20 protein-coding genes are annotated in these 18,791 nt (G+C 58.3%); 18 read left to right on the forward strand and 2 right to left on the reverse strand.

The window, feature by feature from the left end:
* Positions 1-22 precede the first annotated feature (22 nt).
* From N7D90_RS06185 to murB, 6 genes are read left to right on the forward strand one after another with little or no spacing between them, the layout of a single operon-like run.
* Positions 23-658, forward strand: a complete 636-nt coding sequence (locus N7D90_RS06185; RefSeq protein ID WP_261742390.1) for a MotA/TolQ/ExbB proton channel family protein — start codon at positions 23-25, stop codon at positions 656-658.
* On the forward strand, positions 655-1,083 hold the full coding sequence (locus N7D90_RS06190; protein ID WP_261741339.1) for an ExbD/TolR family protein: 429 nt from the start codon (positions 655-657) through the stop codon (positions 1,081-1,083). The genes N7D90_RS06185 and N7D90_RS06190 overlap by 4 nt, the downstream gene beginning before the upstream one ends.
* A complete protein-coding gene (lpxK, locus tag N7D90_RS06195) occupies positions 1,083-2,087 on the forward strand; it encodes a tetraacyldisaccharide 4'-kinase (protein ID WP_261741340.1) in 1,005 nt (334 codons plus the stop codon). Before N7D90_RS06190 ends, lpxK begins: the two co-directional genes overlap by 1 nt.
* Positions 2,088-2,117: 30 nt before the next feature.
* Entirely contained in the window at positions 2,118-2,303 is a 186-nt protein-coding gene (locus N7D90_RS06200) for a Trm112 family protein (protein ID WP_019827923.1), read from the forward strand.
* Positions 2,300-3,064, forward strand: a complete 765-nt coding sequence (kdsB, locus tag N7D90_RS06205; protein ID WP_261741341.1) for a 3-deoxy-manno-octulosonate cytidylyltransferase — start codon at positions 2,300-2,302, stop codon at positions 3,062-3,064. The genes N7D90_RS06200 and kdsB overlap by 4 nt, the downstream gene beginning before the upstream one ends.
* Complete coding sequence (murB, locus tag N7D90_RS06210) at positions 3,061-4,080, forward strand: UDP-N-acetylmuramate dehydrogenase (protein WP_261741342.1); 1,020 nt, start codon at positions 3,061-3,063, stop codon at positions 4,078-4,080. The genes kdsB and murB overlap by 4 nt, the downstream gene beginning before the upstream one ends.
* Before the next feature lie 78 nt (positions 4,081-4,158).
* Here the strand turns inward: murB and rne are convergent, their stop codons facing one another.
* Complete coding sequence (gene rne / locus N7D90_RS06215) at positions 4,159-7,359, reverse strand: ribonuclease E (protein WP_261741343.1); 3,201 nt, start codon at positions 7,357-7,359, stop codon at positions 4,159-4,161.
* A 721-nt stretch (positions 7,360-8,080) separates the two neighbouring features.
* Here rne and rluC point away from each other — a divergent pair.
* Genes rluC through sppA form a run of 3 tightly spaced genes read left to right on the forward strand, consistent with a single transcriptional unit; the run spans position 8,081 to position 10,702 of the window.
* Positions 8,081-9,040, forward strand: a complete 960-nt coding sequence (gene rluC / locus N7D90_RS06220; RefSeq protein ID WP_261741344.1) for a 23S rRNA pseudouridine(955/2504/2580) synthase RluC — start codon at positions 8,081-8,083, stop codon at positions 9,038-9,040.
* Positions 9,027-9,692, forward strand: coding sequence for an HAD-IA family hydrolase (locus N7D90_RS06225; protein ID WP_261741345.1), 666 nt, complete (start codon positions 9,027-9,029; stop codon positions 9,690-9,692). Before rluC ends, N7D90_RS06225 begins: the two co-directional genes overlap by 14 nt.
* A 20-nt stretch (positions 9,693-9,712) precedes the next feature.
* Entirely contained in the window at positions 9,713-10,702 is a 990-nt protein-coding gene (gene sppA / locus N7D90_RS06230) for a signal peptide peptidase SppA (RefSeq protein WP_261741346.1), read from the forward strand.
* 132 nt (positions 10,703-10,834) lie between these two features.
* Here the strand turns inward: sppA and N7D90_RS06235 are convergent, their stop codons facing one another.
* Positions 10,835-11,413 (reverse strand): Maf family protein, encoded by a 579-nt coding sequence (locus N7D90_RS06235; protein ID WP_261741347.1) that lies wholly within the window; start codon positions 11,411-11,413, stop codon positions 10,835-10,837.
* A 105-nt stretch (positions 11,414-11,518) separates the two neighbouring features.
* Between N7D90_RS06235 and N7D90_RS06240 the strand changes: the two genes are divergently transcribed.
* From N7D90_RS06240 to mltG, 9 genes are all read left to right on the forward strand, one after another.
* Entirely contained in the window at positions 11,519-12,046 is a 528-nt protein-coding gene (locus N7D90_RS06240; RefSeq protein ID WP_261741348.1) for a YceD family protein, read from the forward strand.
* 13 nt (positions 12,047-12,059) lie between these two features.
* Entirely contained in the window at positions 12,060-12,242 is a 183-nt protein-coding gene (gene rpmF / locus N7D90_RS06245) for a 50S ribosomal protein L32 (RefSeq protein ID WP_003442519.1), read from the forward strand.
* 4 nt (positions 12,243-12,246) lie between these two features.
* Positions 12,247-13,257 (forward strand): phosphate acyltransferase PlsX, encoded by a 1,011-nt coding sequence (gene plsX / locus N7D90_RS06250; RefSeq protein WP_261741349.1) that lies wholly within the window; start codon positions 12,247-12,249, stop codon positions 13,255-13,257.
* 126 nt (positions 13,258-13,383) lie between these two features.
* Positions 13,384-14,322, forward strand: coding sequence for an ACP S-malonyltransferase (gene fabD, locus N7D90_RS06255; protein WP_261741350.1), 939 nt, complete (start codon positions 13,384-13,386; stop codon positions 14,320-14,322).
* A 16-nt stretch (positions 14,323-14,338) separates the two neighbouring features.
* Positions 14,339-15,082 (forward strand): 3-oxoacyl-ACP reductase FabG, encoded by a 744-nt coding sequence (gene fabG / locus N7D90_RS06260; RefSeq protein WP_261741351.1) that lies wholly within the window; start codon positions 14,339-14,341, stop codon positions 15,080-15,082.
* A 191-nt stretch (positions 15,083-15,273) separates the two neighbouring features.
* Positions 15,274-15,510, forward strand: a complete 237-nt coding sequence (acpP, locus tag N7D90_RS06265; protein ID WP_016779952.1) for an acyl carrier protein — start codon at positions 15,274-15,276, stop codon at positions 15,508-15,510.
* Positions 15,511-15,621: 111 nt separating this feature from the next.
* Complete coding sequence (gene fabF / locus N7D90_RS06270; RefSeq protein ID WP_261741352.1) at positions 15,622-16,866, forward strand: beta-ketoacyl-ACP synthase II; 1,245 nt, start codon at positions 15,622-15,624, stop codon at positions 16,864-16,866.
* Positions 16,866-17,684: an aminodeoxychorismate lyase gene (gene pabC, locus N7D90_RS06275; protein WP_261741353.1), complete on the forward strand. Its 819-nt coding sequence runs from the start codon at positions 16,866-16,868 to the stop codon at positions 17,682-17,684. The genes fabF and pabC overlap by 1 nt, the downstream gene beginning before the upstream one ends.
* Positions 17,685-17,687: 3 nt before the next feature.
* Positions 17,688-18,782 carry an endolytic transglycosylase MltG gene (mltG, locus tag N7D90_RS06280; protein WP_261741354.1) on the forward strand — a complete coding sequence of 365 codons (1,095 nt, stop codon included), beginning with the start codon at positions 17,688-17,690 and terminating at the stop codon, positions 18,780-18,782.
* Positions 18,783-18,791: the final 9 nt, after the last annotated feature.

Below are 18,791 nucleotides of genomic sequence, written 5' to 3' on the forward strand. Positions count from 1 at the left end.
CTTTTTCGAGGGGATTGTCACTGTGTGGGAACTGGTCAAATCCGGCGGCTGGATGATGCTGCCGATCATTCTGAGCTCTGTTGCCGCGCTGGGCATTATTGTCGAGCGCCTGTGGACCCTGCGTGCCAGTCGCGTGACCCCGGAGCATCTGCTCGGCCAGGTCTGGGTCTGGATCAAAGACAAACAGATGGACAAGGAAAAACTCAAATTACTGCGCGCCGACTCGCCTTTGGGTGAGATTCTGGCCGCGGGCCTGGCCAACTCAAGGCATGGTCGCGAGATCATGAAAGAGTGCATCGAAGAGGCTGCCGCCCGGGTGATTCACGAGCTTGAGCGCTACCTCAATGCGCTGGGTACGATTGCTGCAATGGCGCCGTTGCTGGGCCTGCTGGGCACCGTGTTGGGCATGATCGATATTTTCAGCTCCTTCATGGGCTCGGGCATGACCACCAACGCCGCCGTGCTGGCGGGGGGTATTTCCAAGGCGCTGATTACTACTGCCGCTGGTCTGATGGTGGGCATCCCCGCAGTCTTCTTCCATCGCTTCCTGCAACGTCGGGTTGACGAGCTGGTGGTCGGCATGGAGCAAGAAGCGATTAAGCTGGTCGAAGTGGTACAGGGCGACCGCGAAGTCGATGTGGTCGGGAGCAAAGCGTGAAATTTCGCCGCAAGCCACGGGAAACGGTCGATATCAACCTCGCGTCATTGATTGACGTGGTGTTTATCCTGCTGCTGTTTTTTGTCGTGACTACCACCTTTACCCGCGAAACCCAGCTGCGCGTCGATCTGCCAGAGGCCGTAAGCGGCTCGCCCGCCGACGACCAGAACGCCAAGCAACTGGATATCGCCATTAGCGCGGACGGTGTGTTTTCGGTTAACAACCAGTTGTTGCCGAAGAGCGATCTGACGAGCCTGATGGAGGCTCTGCAGAAAGAATCCGGCGGTGATACCAGTCTGCCGTTGTCGATCAGCGCCGACGGTAAAACCCGGCATCAGGCGGTCATTACTGCGATGGACGCGGCCGGCAAGCTCGGCTTCAGCCATTTGCGCATGACCACTGTTGAGGCGCAGGCGACTCCCTGATGGCCATGTCCGATCGTTTGTTGCGCGCTTGGTACACCGGGCACCCGCTGCTGACCCTGTTACGCCCGCTTGAATGTCTTTACCGTCGAGTGGTGGAGCGCAAACGGGCACGTTTTGTCGCCGGTGAGGGCCAGATTTACCGCGCCCCGGTGCCGTTGGTCGTGGTGGGGAACATCACGGTCGGTGGCACCGGCAAAACACCGCTGATTCTGTGGCTGATCGAGCATTGCCAGCGCAAGGGGCTGCGGGTCGGTGTGGTCAGTCGCGGTTATGGCGCCACGCCTCCTCAGTTTCCCTGGCGTGTGAGCGCTGAGCAAAGTGCCGCGCAGGCGGGGGATGAACCCTTGTTGATCGTGCAGCGTACCGGCGTGCCATTGATGATCGATCCGGACCGCAGTCGTGCGGTCAAAGCGTTGTTGGCCAGCGAATCGCTGGACCTGATTCTGTCTGACGATGGCATGCAGCATTACCGCCTGGCCCGGGATCTGGAGCTGGTGCTGATCGATAATGCCAGAGGTCTGGGTAACGGCCGCTGCCTGCCTGCTGGGCCATTGCGCGAACCGGTCGAGCGCCTGCAAAGTGTCGATGCGGTGTTGTATAACGGCGCTTGCAGCGACCCGCAGGGCGGTTTTGCCTTTGAGCTGAAGCCCACTGCGCTGATTAACCTGCTCACTGGTGAACGTCAGCCGCTGGACTATTTTCCTGCTGAACAAGCGCTGCATGCGGTGGCCGGGATCGGCAATCCGCAGCGTTTCTTCACGACTCTTGAAACGCTACACTGGCGGCCAATTACCCATGCTTTTGCCGATCACGCGCTCTACAGCGCCGAAGCGCTGAGTTTTACGCCGCAGCTGCCCGTGGTCATGACCGAAAAGGACGCGGTGAAGTGCCGCGGCTTTGCGTCACCCGACTGGTGGTATCTGGCCGTTGACGCAGTGCCGTCGGCAGCTTTCGTTCTATGGTTTGATCAACGGCTGCAGGGTCTTTTGCCCGATCACGTTTGATCTGACTCATCTTTATCCAGGGGAACCCTTATGGACACCAAATTGCTCGATATCCTTGCTTGCCCTGTTTGCAAAGGCCCGCTCAAACTCAGCGCCGACAAGACCGAGCTGATCAGCAAGGGCGCAGGTCTGGCCTATCCGATCCGTGACGGCATTCCGGTCATGCTCGAAACCGAAGCCCGCACCCTTTCAGCTGATGAGCGTCTGGATAAATGATTCCGGTTTTCACAGTTGTTATCCCGTCGCGCTATGCATCGACCCGTTTGCCAGGCAAGCCGCTGCAAATGATCGCCGGCAAGCCGATGGTCCAGCACGTCTGGGAGCAAGCCTGTAAAAGCAGCGCGCAGCGGGTGGTGGTTGCCACTGACGATGCGCGCATCGTCGAGGCCTGCAAGGCGTTTGGCGCCGAGGTGCTGCTGACCCGTGCCGATCACGAGTCCGGTACTGACCGCCTGGCCGAAGTGGCCACGCAGTTGGGCTTGGCTGACGATGCCATCGTGGTCAATGTCCAGGGCGACGAGCCGATGATTCCGCCGCAGGTGATCGATCAGGTTGCCGTCAACCTGGCCGCCCACAGCGAAGCGAGCATGGCGACTCTGGCCGAGCCGATCGACGATGTCGAGACCCTGTTCAATCCCAATGTGGTCAAGGTGGTCAGTGACATCAATGGGCTGGCGCTGACATTCAGCCGGGCCACGTTGCCGTGGGCACGGGATGATTTCGCTCAACACCCGGACAAACTGCCAGCGGGCGTGCCCTATCGTCGGCATATCGGCATCTACGCCTATCGCGCAGGCTTCCTGCATGACTTCGTGAGCTGGGGGCCTTGCTGGCTTGAAAATACCGAGCGTCTGGAGCAACTGCGAGCGCTGTGGCATGGCGTGCGCATTCACGTGGCTGATGTGCTTGAGGCCCCGCCTGCCGGAGTGGATACCGTAGAAGACCTCGAGCGCGTTCGGCGCTTACTGGAGTCATGAGTTTGGATCTGCAGGTCAATGCGTCGCTTAAGCCTTTCAACAGCTTTGGCGTTGATGTGAAGGCGAGCCAGTTTGCGCAAGCCCACAGCGATGCCGATGTGCGTGAGGCGTTGCTGTGTGCGGCCGATCACAAGTTGCCGTTGCTGGTCATTGGCGGCGGCAGCAATTTGCTGCTGACCGGTGATGTTGCGGCGCTGGTTTTGCGCATGGCCAGTCGCGGCATTCGCGTGCTGGAAGAAGACGGTGATCGGGTTGTGGTTGAGGCCGAGGCGGGCGAGGTCTGGCATGCCTTTGTGCAGTGGACCCTGGCGCAGGGTTTGTCGGGGCTCGAAAACCTAAGTCTGATCCCTGGCACCGTGGGTGCCGCGCCGATGCAAAACATTGGTGCCTACGGCGTCGAGATCAAGGATGTGTTCGCCGGGCTTACGGCGCTTGACCGGCAAACTGGCGAGCTGCGCGAATTCAGCCTGGCTGAGTGCAACTTTGCTTACCGCGATAGCCTCTTCAAGCAGCAGGCCGGGCGCTGGTTGATTCTACGCGTACGATTTGCCCTCAGTCGCGCCACGCACCTGCATCTGGAATACGGCCCTGTGCGTCAGCGCCTGGCCGAGCAGGGCATTGAACAGCCGACAGCCAGTGATGTCAGTCGGGCGATCTGCAGTATTCGCAGCGAAAAACTGCCGGATCCGGCAGTGTTGGGCAATGCTGGCAGCTTCTTCAAAAACCCGCTGGTGTCGGCGGTGTTGGCGGCTGAGTTGAAAGTGGCGCACCCCGGCCTGATTGGTTATCCGCAAGCCGATGGGCAGGTGAAGTTGGCGGCGGGCTGGTTGATCGAGGCGGCGGGCTGGAAAGGCTTTCGCGAGGCGGATGCAGGCGTGCATCGTTTACAGTCGCTGGTACTGGTCAACCATGGCTCAGCTACGGGTTTGCAGTTGCTGGCGCTGGCGCAGCGGATTCAGGCCGACATTCTGCAGCGTTTTTCAGTACAGCTGGAGATGGAACCCAACGTGTACTGAGGTTCGCAGTTGAAATTGAAAGCATAAAAAAAGCCCCGCCAGTTCAGAACTGGCGGGGCTTTTTAGTGGCCTACGGAATTACGCGAGGGGTTTGGACTCGTGTTCTTCCTGGGCTACGGCTTCGCTTGCAGGTGCCTGAGCAGCGGCAGCGGCTGCGGCAGCCTCTTCACGCTTGCGGCGACGTACTTCACGCGGGTCGTTAGGTGCGCGGCCATTGCTTGGGGCGCTGACAACCGGAGCGGCTGCCACTACAACCTCAACCACTTCTGTTGCCACAACAGCTTCAACCGGAGCTGGCTGTGCGGTGACTGCAGTTTCGACTACAGCTTCAACCGCTACCACTGCAGGTTCAACTGCAACAACGGGTTCAGGTGCGGCTTCAACAACGGCGGGTTCTGCAATTGGCTCGCGTACAAAGCGGGCTTCCTTGACAGGTTCCGGTGCCTTTTCGGCGACTGGCGCTTCGATAGCCGGTGCTTCAACTACCGGGGTTTGCACCACGGCTTCGATGGCAGGCTCTGGAGCAGCAACAACCGGCTCGGCAACGACCTGGACTTCAGGCTGTGCTTCTTGAACCGGAGCCACTTCAACTTCAGGAGCCTTGATCACGTCGATCGGAGTGACAGCTTCTACAACCGGTGCTTCAACAGCGGTGGCTTCAGCAACTGGCGCTTGAGCAGCAGGCGCTTCGACAGCGATGACTTCCTGTGCAGCTTCTACGGCAACTGCGGTTTCAGCCGGGGCCGATTCCTGGGTTGCTTCAGTAGCGCGCTCTGCTTGCTGATGAGCCTGGGCTTCAGCAGGAGCGCTGATTACCGAGCTGGCAACAGCTTCAGTCACGGCCAGACCGGCGGCGATTTCAAGGGTGGTTGCAGGAGCGTCTTGGGCGTTGCCTTCTTCGCTGTTCTCTTCCGAGCCTTCAATCACGTTGCCGTTGGCATCACGCTGACGTTCACGACGGTTGCTGCGACGACGCTGACCACGGGAGCGGCGACGTGGACGATCGCCTTCGGCGTTGTCCTGGTTCTCGTCCTGGGATTGCTCTTCGCTGGACAGCACTTCTTCGTCTTCAACAGCGGCTACAACCTGCTCTTCGCGTGGAGCACGCTCTTCGCGAGGTGCGCGCGGCTGACGTTCTTCACGCGGTGGGCGCGGTGCGCGCTCTTCAGCGACTACTGCAGTGGCAGCAGCTACGGCAGGCGCGGCATCCAGAGGTTCGCGCAGTTCGCGGACGCGTTCTTCACGGCCTTCGCCACGAGGTTTGCGGTCTTCGCGCGGTGCACGTGGAGCACGCTCTTCACGCGGTGGACGCGGAGCGCGTTCTTCGCGAGGTGCTTGAGCAACAACCGGGGTTTCTTCGCGAGGTGTGCGCTCTTCACGTGGTTCACGAGCAGCACGTTCTTCACGTGGTGCACGCTCTTCGCGCGGTTTGCGTTCTTCATCACGGCGACCGTTGCGGTTGCGGCTTTGCTGGCGGCCGTTGCGACGCTCTTCGTTGCGAGCAGGGCGCTCAGGGGTTGCAGGCTTCTCGACTACGGTCGGAGCAACAGGCTCTTCCTTGGAGGCGAACAGGCTTACCAGCGACTTGACCAGACCTTTGAACAGGCTTGGCTCGGAGATGGTTGCAACGGGTGCAGGTGCTGCCGGAGCAGGTGCAGCGGCGGCTTCGGTAGGTACCGGGGCCGAGGTGCGCGGCGGTGCTGTTTTGACCGCGGCTTCCTGGCGAACCAGAGTCCTGGTGGCAGCAGCCGGCTGGACTTCTTCCACTTCAGCAGCAGCGGCAGCTATTTCATAGCTGGACTGGTTGGTGTGGGCTTCCGGGCTGTCATCACGCAGGCGCTGAACTTCGAAGTGCGGCGTTTCGAGGTGGTCGTTCGGCAGAATGACGATGCGAGCGCGGGTGCGCAGTTCGATCTTGGTGATCGAGTTGCGTTTTTCGTTGAGCAGGAATGCGGCAACCGGGATTGGCACCTGGGCACGTACTTCGGCAGTACGGTCCTTCAGGGCTTCTTCTTCGATCAGGCGCAGGATGGCCAGCGACAGCGACTCAACATCACGGATGATGCCAGTGCCGTTGCAGCGTGGGCAAACGATGCCGCTGCTTTCACCCAGGGATGGACGCAGGCGCTGACGGGACATTTCCAGCAGGCCGAAGCGCGAGATACGACCCACTTGTACGCGGGCACGGTCTGCTTCCAGGCATTCGCGGACTTTCTCTTCCACGGCGCGCTGGTTTTTGGCAGGGGTCATGTCAATGAAGTCGATGACGATCAAGCCGCCGATGTCGCGCAGGCGCAATTGACGGGCGATTTCTTCAGCCGCTTCAAGGTTGGTCTGCAGTGCGGTTTCTTCGATATCGCTGCCTTTGGTGGCGCGGGCCGAGTTGATGTCGATAGACACCAGGGCTTCGGTCGGGTCGATAACGATGGAGCCGCCGGAAGGCAGTTCAACGACGCGCTGGAAGGCGGTCTCGATCTGGCTTTCGATCTGGAAACGATTGAACAGCGGAACGCTGTCTTCGTAGAGTTTGATTTTGCTGGCGTACTGCGGCATCACCTGGCGGATGAAGGTCAGGGCTTCGTCCTGGGCTTCAACGCTGTCGATCAGTACTTCGCCGATGTCCTGGCGCAGGTAATCACGGATGGCGCGGATGATCACGTTGCTTTCCTGGTAGATCAGGAATGGCGCGGAGCGATCCAGCGAGGCTTCTTTAATGGCGGTCCACAATTGCAGCAGGTAGTCGAGGTCCCACTGCATTTCTTCGCTGCTGCGGCCCAGGCCTGCAGTACGTACGATCAAGCCCATGTCGGCAGGGGCGATCAGGCCGTTCAGCGCTTCACGCAGTTCGTTACGCTCTTCACCTTCGATGCGACGGGAGATACCGCCAGCACGTGGGTTGTTAGGCATCAGAACCAGATAACGGCCAGCGAGGCTGATGAAGGTGGTCAGGGCTGCGCCCTTGTTGCCACGTTCTTCTTTCTCGACCTGCACGATAACTTCCTGGCCTTCGCTCAGGACGTCCTTGATGTTTACGCGGCCTTCAGGGGCTTTCTTGAAGTACTCGCGGGAGATTTCCTTGAGTGGCAGAAAGCCGTGGCGCTCAGAGCCGAAGTCGACAAAGGCAGCCTCAAGGCTTGGTTCGATGCGAGTAATACGGCCTTTGTAGATGTTGGCTTTCTTCTGCTCGCGTGCACCCGACTCGATGTCCAGGTCGTAGAGGCGTTGGCCATCTACCAGTGCTACGCGCAACTCTTCAGGTTGAGTTGCATTAATCAGCATTCTTTTCATGTTGTACCGTCGGTTTCCGGGCTACCGGAAACGGCGTTCGGCACACACGACTTCTCATGGTCGGTGTCAGGTGCGTCAGGAGTTGTTGGCCACTCCTGTGTACAACGAGGTTCGGCCCTTGGGGACGAAGTCGTGACTTACGCTTCCTGCTTGCTGTGGTGCTAAAGCACCTCTTAAGCAAAAGTCTGGTCAGGAGGAGGAATCAACCGGCGGCTGTGGACGAGATGAAGCGTCTTGATAAAGCCTATTGCTACACAGTCCGGCGGTTGTGCATCTCCACCCTACACGTATCCCTGATAATTCGGGTGCTGCCGCGCGCAGAATCCGCAGCGGGTTGGCATTTACCGTGTTCTCCAAAAGGGGAGTTCACGCATCATGGCTAATAAAGGCGATGTTTCCGAAGCTTTCGCTCGAAATTCCCGAAGCTGACTGCACTTTGTGAACTGGCCGTGAATGTCGGCGCAAAAGGCGAGTTTTCACTCCGCTTTCCAGGCTCGCTTCAGGCCTCATGTCACCTGCGCTTGTTACAACTCCGGGTCTTGCGTGTGTAGCAAAAGCCCCGTGGGACGGCCTCGCGTCCTTGTTAAGAGCGTTGGTCAGGGCCGGTTATTCACCGTTAATCCTCTGTCCAGGCCGCTTTTGGCGGCGTTCGCGACTATAGCAGCAATGATTAAGTGCTTCAATTCCATAAAAAATTGTTATCATCCGCGGCATGACGACGACTACCCCCCCGACCCCCAGCGTCCAGCTGCTTGAGGTCTCGCCGGAATATGCCGGCCAACGCATTGACAATTTTTTACTTGCCCGGCTCAAGGGTGTTCCCAAGACCTTGATTTACCGCATTTTGCGTAAAGGCGAAGTGCGTGTGAACAAGGGGCGGATCAAGCCCGAGTACAAGCTGCAGGCAGGCGATATCGTGCGCGTGCCGCCGGTTCGCGTGCCTGAGCGCGACGAGCCGGTGCCTGTGGCGCAAGGTTTGCTGTTGCGCCTGGAGGCGGCCATTGTCTACGAAGACAAGGCGCTGATTGTGCTGAACAAGCCTGCAGGTATCGCCGTGCATGGTGGCAGCGGCCTGACGTTTGGCGTAATTGAAGCATTTCGTCAGATGCGCCCCGACGCCAAGGAATTGGAGTTGGTGCACCGTCTGGATCGCGACACTTCCGGCCTGCTGATGATTGCCAAAAAACGCAGCATGCTGCGTCACTTGCACGAAGCGCTGCGTGGCGACGGTATCGACAAGCGTTACATGGCGCTGGTACGTGGCAATTGGGCTGCTTCGATCAAGCAGGTGCGTGCGCCGCTGATGAAAAGCAACCTGCGTTCAGGTGAGCGCATGGTCGAAGTCAACGAAGAAGGCAAAGAGTCGGTGACCGTGTTCAAGGTGCTGCGCCGCTTCGGTGATTTCGCAACCATGGTTGAGGCGCGGCCGATCACCGGTCGTACTCACCAGATCCGCGTGCATACCCTGCACGCCGGGCATTGCATTGCCGGTGATACCAAGTACGGCGATGAAGGCTTCTCCAAGGAGATCCGTGATCTGGGCGGCAAGCGGCTGTTTCTGCATGCCTATATGCTGACCGTGCCTATGCCAGATGGCGGTGAAATGAAATTCCAGGCCCCGGTAGATGAGATGTGGGCCAAGACCGTGGAGCGACTGAGTGTCCCCTACTGAGTACAAGCTGCTGATCTTTGACTGGGATGGCACGCTGGCCGATTCCATCGGTCGTATTGTCACCGCGATGCAAGTTGCGGCTCGGCGTGCTGATCGCCCGGAGCGCGATGCGGACTCGGTAAAGGGGATTATTGGTCTTGGCTTGCCTGAAGCGATTCTGACGCTTTATCCGGATATGACGCATGAGCAGGTAATTGCCTTTCGCCAGCATTATGCGGATGTCTACATGGCCATGGATGCCGAGCCCTCGCCGCTGTTTGCTGGGGTCAGGGAGTCGCTTGAAGTATTCCGTGCCCAGGGCTATCGCCTGGCAGTTGCTACTGGCAAGGCGCGTCGCGGTCTTGATCGTGTGCTCAAGGCTCACGGTTGGGAGGAGTTTTTCGATATCACCTGTGCGGCAGATGAGACGGCAAGCAAGCCTGATCCTTTGATGCTGAACCGAATTCTGGCTCATTGCGATGTGCGCCCGGAGCAGGCGCTGATGGTGGGCGACGCTTCCTTTGATTTACTGATGGCGCGCAATGCGGGCATCGATTCCGTTGCGGTAGGTTATGGTGCTCAGTCAATGGAGCGCTTGCTGACGTTCGAGCCGAAGTTGGCGATTGATAGTTTTCCCGAGTTGCGCGCCTGGCTGGGTCGCCAGGCTAATTAAGATTTTTGCTGGGGTAGTGCATGGTTGATCAATGGAAGGCGCCCTCTGCGGCTGAGCCGGCTGTCGGTGACGACAAGAGTTGGAAGTTGCTGGAAAAAACCTTGTTGGCAGGTGTTCAAGAGCAGCGTCGTGCGCGTCGCTGGGGCATCTTCTTCAAAGTGTTGACGTTCTGCTATCTGATCACGGTATTAGTGCTTTTTACGCCGCTGCTGGATATGGAGCGTACAGCCGTCAGCGGCTCCGGCTATACGGCGCTGATTGATGTGCGTGGGGTGATTGCTGACAAAGAGGAGGCCAGTGCCGACAATCTGGTCACCAGTCTGCAGGCGGCTTTTGAGGATCCCAAGGTCAAGGGCGTGGTGCTGCGCATCAACAGCCCTGGCGGCAGTCCAGTGCAGTCGGGTTATGTTTACGATGAAATTCGTCGTTTGCGCGGCCTGCATCCGGACACCAAGGTGTATGCGGTGATCTCCGATCTGGGTGCTTCCGGCGCTTATTACATTGCCAGTGCGGCCGACGAGATTTACGCCGACAAGGCCAGTCTGGTGGGGTCGATTGGTGTGACGGCGGCAGGCTTTGGTTTTGTCGGTGCGATGGACAAACTGGGTATTCAGCGTCGCGCTTACACTTCGGGTGAACATAAGGCGTTTCTGGATCCGTTTGAGCCTGAAAAGCCGGACGAAACCAAGTTTTGGCAGGGCGTTCTGAATGTGACGCACGAGCAGTTTATTGCCAGCGTCAAGCAGGGGCGTGGTGATCGTTTGAAAGACAAGGAGCACCCGGAGTTGTTCTCGGGGCTGGTCTGGACCGGTCAGCAAGCGCTGCCATTGGGTCTGATCGATGGGCTGGGTAATGCCAGTTCGGTCGCTCGCGATGTAATCGGCGCCAAGGAGCTGGTGGACTTCACGGTTCAGGAATCCACTTTCGACCGCTTCTCGAAAAAGCTCGGTGCCAGCGTGGCTCAGCAATTGGCAATGTGGATGGGCTTTCAGGGGCCGACCCTGCGCTGATTGTTGAGTGCTTCAAAAAAAACCGGCCTGTGAGAGGGCCGGTTTTTTTATGTGTGGCAAAAAGTTGGTCGCGTAGCAGCTGCCGAAGGAACGAGGCTGCGTTCGGCAGCTGCTACGGATATCCTTGTTCATTTAGGGAATATCGACGCCTTCGGCGAGCAGCATGCTTACCAGGCGAATCAGCGGCAGGCCGACCAGGCTGGTGGCGTCATCGCCTTCGGTGCGCTGAAACAGGCTCACGCCCAAACCTTCGGCTTTGAAGCTGCCTGCGCAGTCGTAGGGTTGTTCGGCGAGCAGGTAGCGCTCGATCTGTTCTGTGCTTAGCGTGCGCATGTGTACGGTGAAGGATATGCAGTCGGTCTGGTGGAGGCCGGTATGGCTGTTGAGCAGGCACAGGCCGGTAAGGAAGCTGACGCTGTTGCCACTGGCGTTCATCAGTTGCTGGCGCGCCTTGTCGTGGGTGTGGGGTTTGCCTATGATCTGTCCGTCGAAAACGGCGACCTGGTCCGAACCAATAATCAGATGATTCGGATGGCTGGCAGAAAGTGCTCGGGCCTTCTCCAGAGACAGGCGCTTGACCAGCTCAATGGCGCTCTCGCCAGGGCGGTGGCTTTCGTCGATATCAGGCGAGCTGCAACTGAAAGGCAGGCGCAGGCGAGCCAGTAAATCGCGGCGATAAACCGAGCTTGAAGCAAGTAATAAAGGCAGCATGCGCGACTCCTGTGGTGGGCCGAAGATTCTAACGGGCGCACGGGATGTCGCACAGGCACAATTTCCTTTGACAGGTGAGGGGGTCGTCCCTAAAATGCTGCGCCTATGTTGAATGACCCGATTCCACCTCACGTTGACCCGCGCAAATTAGCTGATCGTGGCACTACCCTTCAAGGTGAAGTGCTGCTGGCTGATTTGGAGAGACTCTGCGACCCGCTTTCCGATACTCTCGGAACGGTCCAGGCGAAGTTTATTTTTGAACGAGATGAACGTAGATCTGTGGTCATCCACAGCTCTATCGACACCGAGGTCAAAATGGTTTGCCAGCGCTGTCTTGAGCTGGTCACCCTGCCGATCCACAGCGAGTGCAGTTATGCTGTGGTGAAAGAGGGTGCAAATACCCAGTCGTTACCGCAAGGTTATGACGTGCTGGAACTGGGCGAAGATCCTTTGGATCTGCTGGCACTGATCGAGGAAGAGCTTTTGCTTGCCTTGCCCATTGTGCCTGCTCATCATCCGGAAGAATGCCAGCAGCCGGCGGGTCTCGATGAGCCCGAACCGAGCGAGGACGAGGTAACGCGGTCCAACCCGTTCAGTGTATTGGCGCAGTTAAAGCGTGACCCAAACGTTTAGGAGTTAATTAATTATGGCTGTTCAGCAGAACAAAAAATCCCGCTCTGCCCGTGACATGCGTCGTTCGCACGATGCTCTTTCGGCTAGCACTCTGTCTGTAGAAAAAACCACCGGTGAAATTCACCTGCGTCACCACGTATCGCCAGAAGGCGTATACCGTGGTCGTAAAGTGATCGACAAGGGCGCTGACGAGTAATCACTTGTCCGCTCAGGTCATCGCGATCGACGCAATGGGCGGGGACTTCGGTCCCCGCAGCATTGTTCAGGCCTGTATTGCCTGCCTGTCTGCAACTCCCTCGTTACACCTGACCCTCGTCGGTCAACCCTCCGTACTTGAAGCTCTGATCGCCGGCCATTCGGCTGTGGATCGCTCGCGCCTGACAATTACCCCAGCTTCAGAAGTGATTGCCATGAATGAGCGGCCTTCGCATGCCTTGCGTAGCAAGCCGGACTCGTCCATGCGTGTTGCGTTGGAGCTGTTGCGTGATGGCAAGGTGCAAGCTTGTGTGAGCTCCGGTAACACCGGTGCGCTGATGGCGTTGTCCCGGTATGTGCTCAAGACCTTGCCGGGAATTGATCGTCCGGCGATGGTGGCGGCGGTTCCGACCCAGACTGGCTACTGTCAGTTATTGGACTTGGGCGCGAATGTCGATTGCACGGCCGCGCAGTTATTCCAGTTTGCGGTGATGGGGTCTGTGGCGGCGCAGGCGCTGGGTGTTCTGCGTCCGCGGGTTGCCTTGCTCAATATCGGCACCGAAGACGTCAAGGGTAACCAGCAGGTCAAGGAGGCCGCGGCGTTATTGCAGGCGGCGCCGGGGCTGCATTACATCGGTTTTGTCGAGGGCGACGGGGTGTACCGTGGCGAAGCAGATGTGGTGGTGTGCGACGGTTTTGTCGGCAACATCATGCTCAAATCCAGCGAAGGCCTGGCGACGATGATTTCCAGTCGGCTTGAGGCAGTGTTCAGGCGTAACCTGTTCAGTCGCTGCGTAGGGATGCTGGCGTTGCCGTTGATGCGGCGTTTGCAGGCCGACCTTGCACCGGCGCGGCATAATGGTGCGAGCTTTCTCGGGTTGCAGGGAATTGTGGTCAAGAGTCACGGTTCGGCAGGTGCTCAGGGCTTTCAGAGTGCGATAGAGCGCGCACTGATTGAAATCCATGAAGACCTGCCAAAGCGTTTGTATGGACGCCTGGAAGGGTTGTTACCGTAGGCGTTTTACCGGGCGGGTGCTTAAATGTGACCGCTTGGTCTAATCAGCCATCCAACTGTCAGTTTCTTGCGTCCACCTCGGTAGGACGTCAATTCTCCGACGACAAGATTATTAGGGGCTTGTTACATGTCTACATCCCTCGCATTCGTCTTTCCAGGGCAGGGTTCGCAGTCCCTCGGCATGTTGGCCGAGCTGGGCGCGGAGCATCCGCTGGTCCTGGAAACATTTAAAGAAGCTTCCGATGCTCTGGGTTACGACCTGTGGGCGCTGATCCAGGAAGGTCCTGTAGAGAAGCTGAATCAAACTGATATTACCCAGCCTGCCATTCTCGCTGCCTCGATTGCCCTGTGGCGTCTGTGGTTGGCTGAAGGCGGCAAGCGCCCCGACTTCGTCGCGGGTCACAGCCTGGGCGAGTACAGCGCGCTGGTCGCTGCCGAATGCCTGACATTGGCTGAGGCGGTCAAGCTGGTTGAGCGTCGCGGCCAACTGATGCAAGAAGCGGTGCCGGCCGGGCAGGGTGCCATGGCGGCAATCCTGGGCCTGGAAGATGCTGACGTGCTGGCAGCCTGTGCCGAAGCGGCGCAAGGTGAAGTGGTCAGTGCGGTTAACTTCAACTCGCCGGGTCAGGTCGTAATTGCTGGCTCCAAAGCCGCTGTTGAGCGCGCCATGGAGCTGTGCAAGGCCAAAGGCGCCAAGCGTGCGCTGCCGTTGCCGGTGAGCGTGCCTTCGCACTGCGAGCTGATGCGTCCTGCTGCCGAGCGTTTCGCCGAGTCCATCGAAGCGATTGACTGGAAAATGCCGAGCATTGCGCTGGTGCAGAACGTCAGCGCTGCTGTGGCGGCTGACTTGCCAACCCTCAAGCGCGATTTGCTTGAGCAGCTGTACAAGCCTGTACGCTGGGTTGAGTCGGTGCAAGCATTGGCAGCCGCAGGTCCCGTTGATCTGGTTGAATGCGGCCCGGGTAAAGTCCTGGTGGGCATCAGCAAGCGTTGCGCTGAAGGCGTAACCACTCACAATTTGAACACCCCGGATGCCTTCGCCGCTGCGCGATTGGCTCTGGCCTGAATCAGGAGAAGCCTGCATGAGCTTGCAAGGTAAAGTTGCACTGGTAACGGGCGCTAGCCGTGGCATTGGCCAGGCTATCGCATTGGAGTTGGGTCGTCAGGGCGCCATTGTCATTGGTACTGCGACTTCGGCTGCCGGTGCCGAGCGCATTGCTGCCACCCTGAAAGAAAACGGTGTTCAGGGCACTGGCATGGAACTCAATGTCACCAGCAACGAATCGGTTGCTGCGGTGTTGGCGAGCATTCAGGAACAGTTCGGCGCGCCGGCAATCCTGGTCAATAATGCCGGTATCACCCGCGATAACCTGATGATGCGCATGAAAGATGACGAATGGCATGACGTTATCGATACCAACCTGAACAGTCTGTATCGCCTGTCCAAGGGGGTTTTGCGCGGCATGACCAAGGCCCGTTGGGGACGAATTATCAATATTGGCTCTGTTGTGGGTGCCATGGGCAACGCAGGCCAAGTAAACTACGCCGCCGCCAAGGCAGGTCTTGAAGGTTTCAGCCGTGCGCTGGCACGTGAAGTGGGCTCGCGCTCAATCACTGTCAACTCGGTGGCTCCAGGTTTTATCGATACCGATATGACCCGTGAGTTGCCACAAGCACAGCGTGACGCCTTGCAGACACAGATTCCGCTGGGCCGTTTGGGCCAGGCTCAAGAGATCGCAAACGTGGTCTCTTTCCTGGCATCTGACGGTGCAGCCTACGTGACTGGGGCTACAATCCCAGTCAACGGCGGGATGTACATGAGTTAAATGTGACGGATTGCTTCAAAAAAATGTCATACGAGCTGTCTAAAATCCGTTATAAAGCTGCAATCTATTTATAGGCAGCCGGTTGTTGCGGTGTGAGTGCAAAGCTTTCAGTTGAAAAACTGAAAAGGCTTTCGATACACTTGCCCACTGGCCAGCTGCCTGAATTTGTCCATTAGGAGTGAAAACAAGGTATGAGCACCATCGAAGAGCGCGTCAAGAAAATCGTTGCCGAGCAACTGGGCGTTAAAGAAGAAGAAGTGACCAATGCCGCTTCCTTCGTTGAAGACCTGGGTGCCGACTCCCTTGACACCGTTGAGCTTGTGATGGCTCTGGAAGAGGAATTCGAGACTGAGATTCCTGACGAAGAAGCTGAAAAGATCACTACTGTACAAGCAGCTATCGATTACGTTACTAGCCACCAGGCGTAATAGTTTGTAATCGTTGCTCGCTGTCATGGAAAAACCGCACTGCCGCTCTGGCGTGCGGTTTTTTCTTTAGGTGTGATGCAAAGTGTCGTCAATAGAATAAAGGAGAGTGCTGTGTCGCGTAGACGCGTCGTAGTCACCGGTATGGGGATGTTGTCGCCACTGGGTGCGGATGTACAAACCACCTGGCAAGGCATTCTGGCAGGCCGAAGTGGCATTGGTCTGATCGAACACACGGATCTTTCTGCCTATTCCACCCGTTTTGGCGGCTCGGTACAGGGCTTTAACGTTGAGGATTACCTCTCCGTCAAAGAATCCCGAAAACTTGACCTGTTTATTCAGTACGGTTTGGCAGCTGGGTTTCAGGCTGTGCGTAATTCCGGCCTTGAAGTAACCGACGCCAATCGTGAGCGCATCGGTGTGGCAATGGGTTCGGGTATTGGCGGTTTGACCAATATCGAAGAAACCAGCCGTACCCTGCACGAGCAAGGCCCGCGACGGATTTCTCCGTTTTTCGTGCCCGGCTCGATCATCAATATGATTTCCGGTTTTCTGTCTATCCATCTGGGTACACAGGGGCCTAACTACGCCATTTCGACGGCCTGTACCACGGGCACGCACTGCATCGGTATGGCCGCACGCAACATTGCTTACGGCGAAGCCGATGTAATGATTGCCGGCGGCGCCGAAATGGCTGCCTGTGGTCTGGGCATGGGCGGCTTTGGTGCCTCCCGTGCGCTGTCGACCCGCAACGACGATCCGGCTCGTGCCAGCCGTCCGTGGGACAAGGGCCGTGATGGTTTTGTGTTGTCTGACGGTGCCGGTGCGCTGGTGCTTGAAGAACTTGAGCATGCCAAGGCGCGTGGGGCGACCATCTACGCCGAGTTGATTGGTTTCGGGATGAGCGGTGACGCTTTCCACATGACCTCGCCACCGGCTGATGGTGCGGGCGCTGCTCGCTGCATCACCAATGCATTGCGCGATGCTCAGCTGAACGCTGACCAGGTGCAGTACATCAACGCCCACGGTACTTCGACACCTACCGGTGACCTGGCAGAAGTTGCGGCAATCAAGTCGGTGTTTGGCGATCACGCCTACAAGTTGGCCGTGAGTTCGACCAAGTCCATGACTGGTCACCTGTTGGGTGCGGCGGGCGCGGTTGAGGCGATATTCAGCGTACTGGCAATCAACAGCCAGATCGCTCCGCCGACCATCAACCTCGACGAGCCTGATGAAGGCTGCGATCTGGACTTCGTGCCGCATACCGCGCGCGAAATGCCGATCGACGTGGTGCTGTCCAACTCGTTCGGCTTTGGCGGAACTAACGGTTCGTTGGTTTTCCGTCGGTACGCCGACTGATGCAAAGCTGGGTCGACGGTCAACCGGCGAACGCTCTGGCGTCGCTTAAAGACCGTGGGCTGGCCTACGGCGATGGTCTATTCGAGACCATCGCGGTCAAGGCTGGCGCGCCGTTGTTGCTGGAGCTGCATTTGCAGCGTCTGGCGCAGGGCTGTTCCCGGTTGGCAATTGTTGCGGATCAACCCTTGATCCGCAGCGAATTGCTGGCTTATGCGCAAGCGATGGGCGAGGGCGTCCTCAAGCTCATCCTGACCCGTGGCGATAGCCTGCGTGGTTATGGCGCGTCCCCCGAGGCTTTACCTCGAAGAATCCTGCAAGCCAGTCCGGCTGCTGCTTACCCTGAGGCCTATGCGCTGCAAGGTATTGCGCTATTTGACTGTGCCACCCGTTTGGCCGAGCAACCGCTGTTGGCGGGGCTCAAACATCTCAATCGACTCGAACAGGTAATAGCGCGCTCCGAATGGCAAGACCCGGCCTACGCCGAGGGCTTGATGCGCGACACCTCGGGGCGGGTGATCGAAGGTGTATTCAGCAATTTGTTTATGGTGCGCGACGGGGCTCTGCTGACCGCCGACCTGCACCGCTGTGGCGTGGCAGGCGTGATGCGGGCCGCACTGCTGGCCGAGGCCGAGCGTCTGGGCATCCCTTGTCATGTCACTGACATCAGCCTTGCGCAACTGCAGCAGGCCGATGAAATCTTCCTCTGTAACAGCGTGTATGGCGTTTGGCCCGTACGTGCATATGCAGACCTGAGCTGGCCGGTGGGGCCACTCACCCGTAAACTGCAAGGCATTGCTCGCACCCTATTGGATGTTTGATTCGTGAAACGTAAATTCTTGGTGCTGCTGGAGACAGGTCTGGTGCTGGCGGGCTTGTTGCTGGGCGCTAGCGCCTGGAAGCTCAATTCGGCGCTGGAACAACCGCTCAACCTGACGCAGGAACAATTACTCGACGTACCGGCAGGCGCCACGCCGACCGGCACGTTCAATCGTCTGGAAGCTGACGACACCCTGCGCGATGCCTTTTGGCTGCGCTTGTACTGGCGCTTCAACCTCGAAGGCCAGCCCTTGCACAGCGGCGAATACCGTATGACCCCGGGCATGACCGCCCAGGACCTGATCGGCCTGTGGCAGCGTGGCGAAGTGGTGCAATACAGCCTGACTCTGGTTGAAGGCTGGAACTTTCGCCAGGTGCGCAGCGCTTTGGCCAAGCATGAAAAAATCGAGCAGACCCTCGACGGCCTGAGCGATAGCGAAGTCATGGCGAAACTGGGTCATGGTGGCGAATTCCCTGAAGGTCGATTCTTTCCTGACACCTATCGCTTTGTGCGCGGCATGACCGATGCCCAACTGCTGGAAAAAGCCTACGACCGTCTGGATAAAGTGCTGGCCCAGGAATGGGCGCAGCGTGACCCGGATGTGCCCTATGCCAATCCTTATCAGGCGCTGATCATGGCTTCCCTGGTAGAAAAGGAAACTGGAGTGCCGCAAGAGCGTGGGCAAATTGCCGGGGTTTTTGTGCGCCGGATGAAAATCGGCATGCCGCTGCAAACCGATCCTACGGTGATCTATGGTCTGGGCGAACGTTACAACGGCAAGCTGACCCGAGCTCATTTGCGCGAGCCGACGCCGTACAACACCTACACCATTCCTGGCCTGCCGCCGACACCGATTGCGATGGTCGGACGTGAAGCCATTCATGCCGCCTTGCACCCGGTCGGGGGCACCAGCTTGTACTTTGTGGCCAAGGGCGATGGTAGCCATACGTTTTCCGATGACCTGGATGCGCACAACAATGCGGTGCGCGAATTCCAGATCAAGCGTCGGGCCGATTACCGTTCGAGCCCTGCGCCGACCCCTGCGCCCGAACCGGCGAGCACCCCGGTCGAGCCGCAAGGCCCGAAAGACACTGATTAAGGATTGCTG

Source organism: Pseudomonas fragi (assembly GCF_025426255.1).
Classification (GTDB): Bacteria; Pseudomonadota; Gammaproteobacteria; order Pseudomonadales; family Pseudomonadaceae; genus Aquipseudomonas; species Aquipseudomonas kulmbachensis.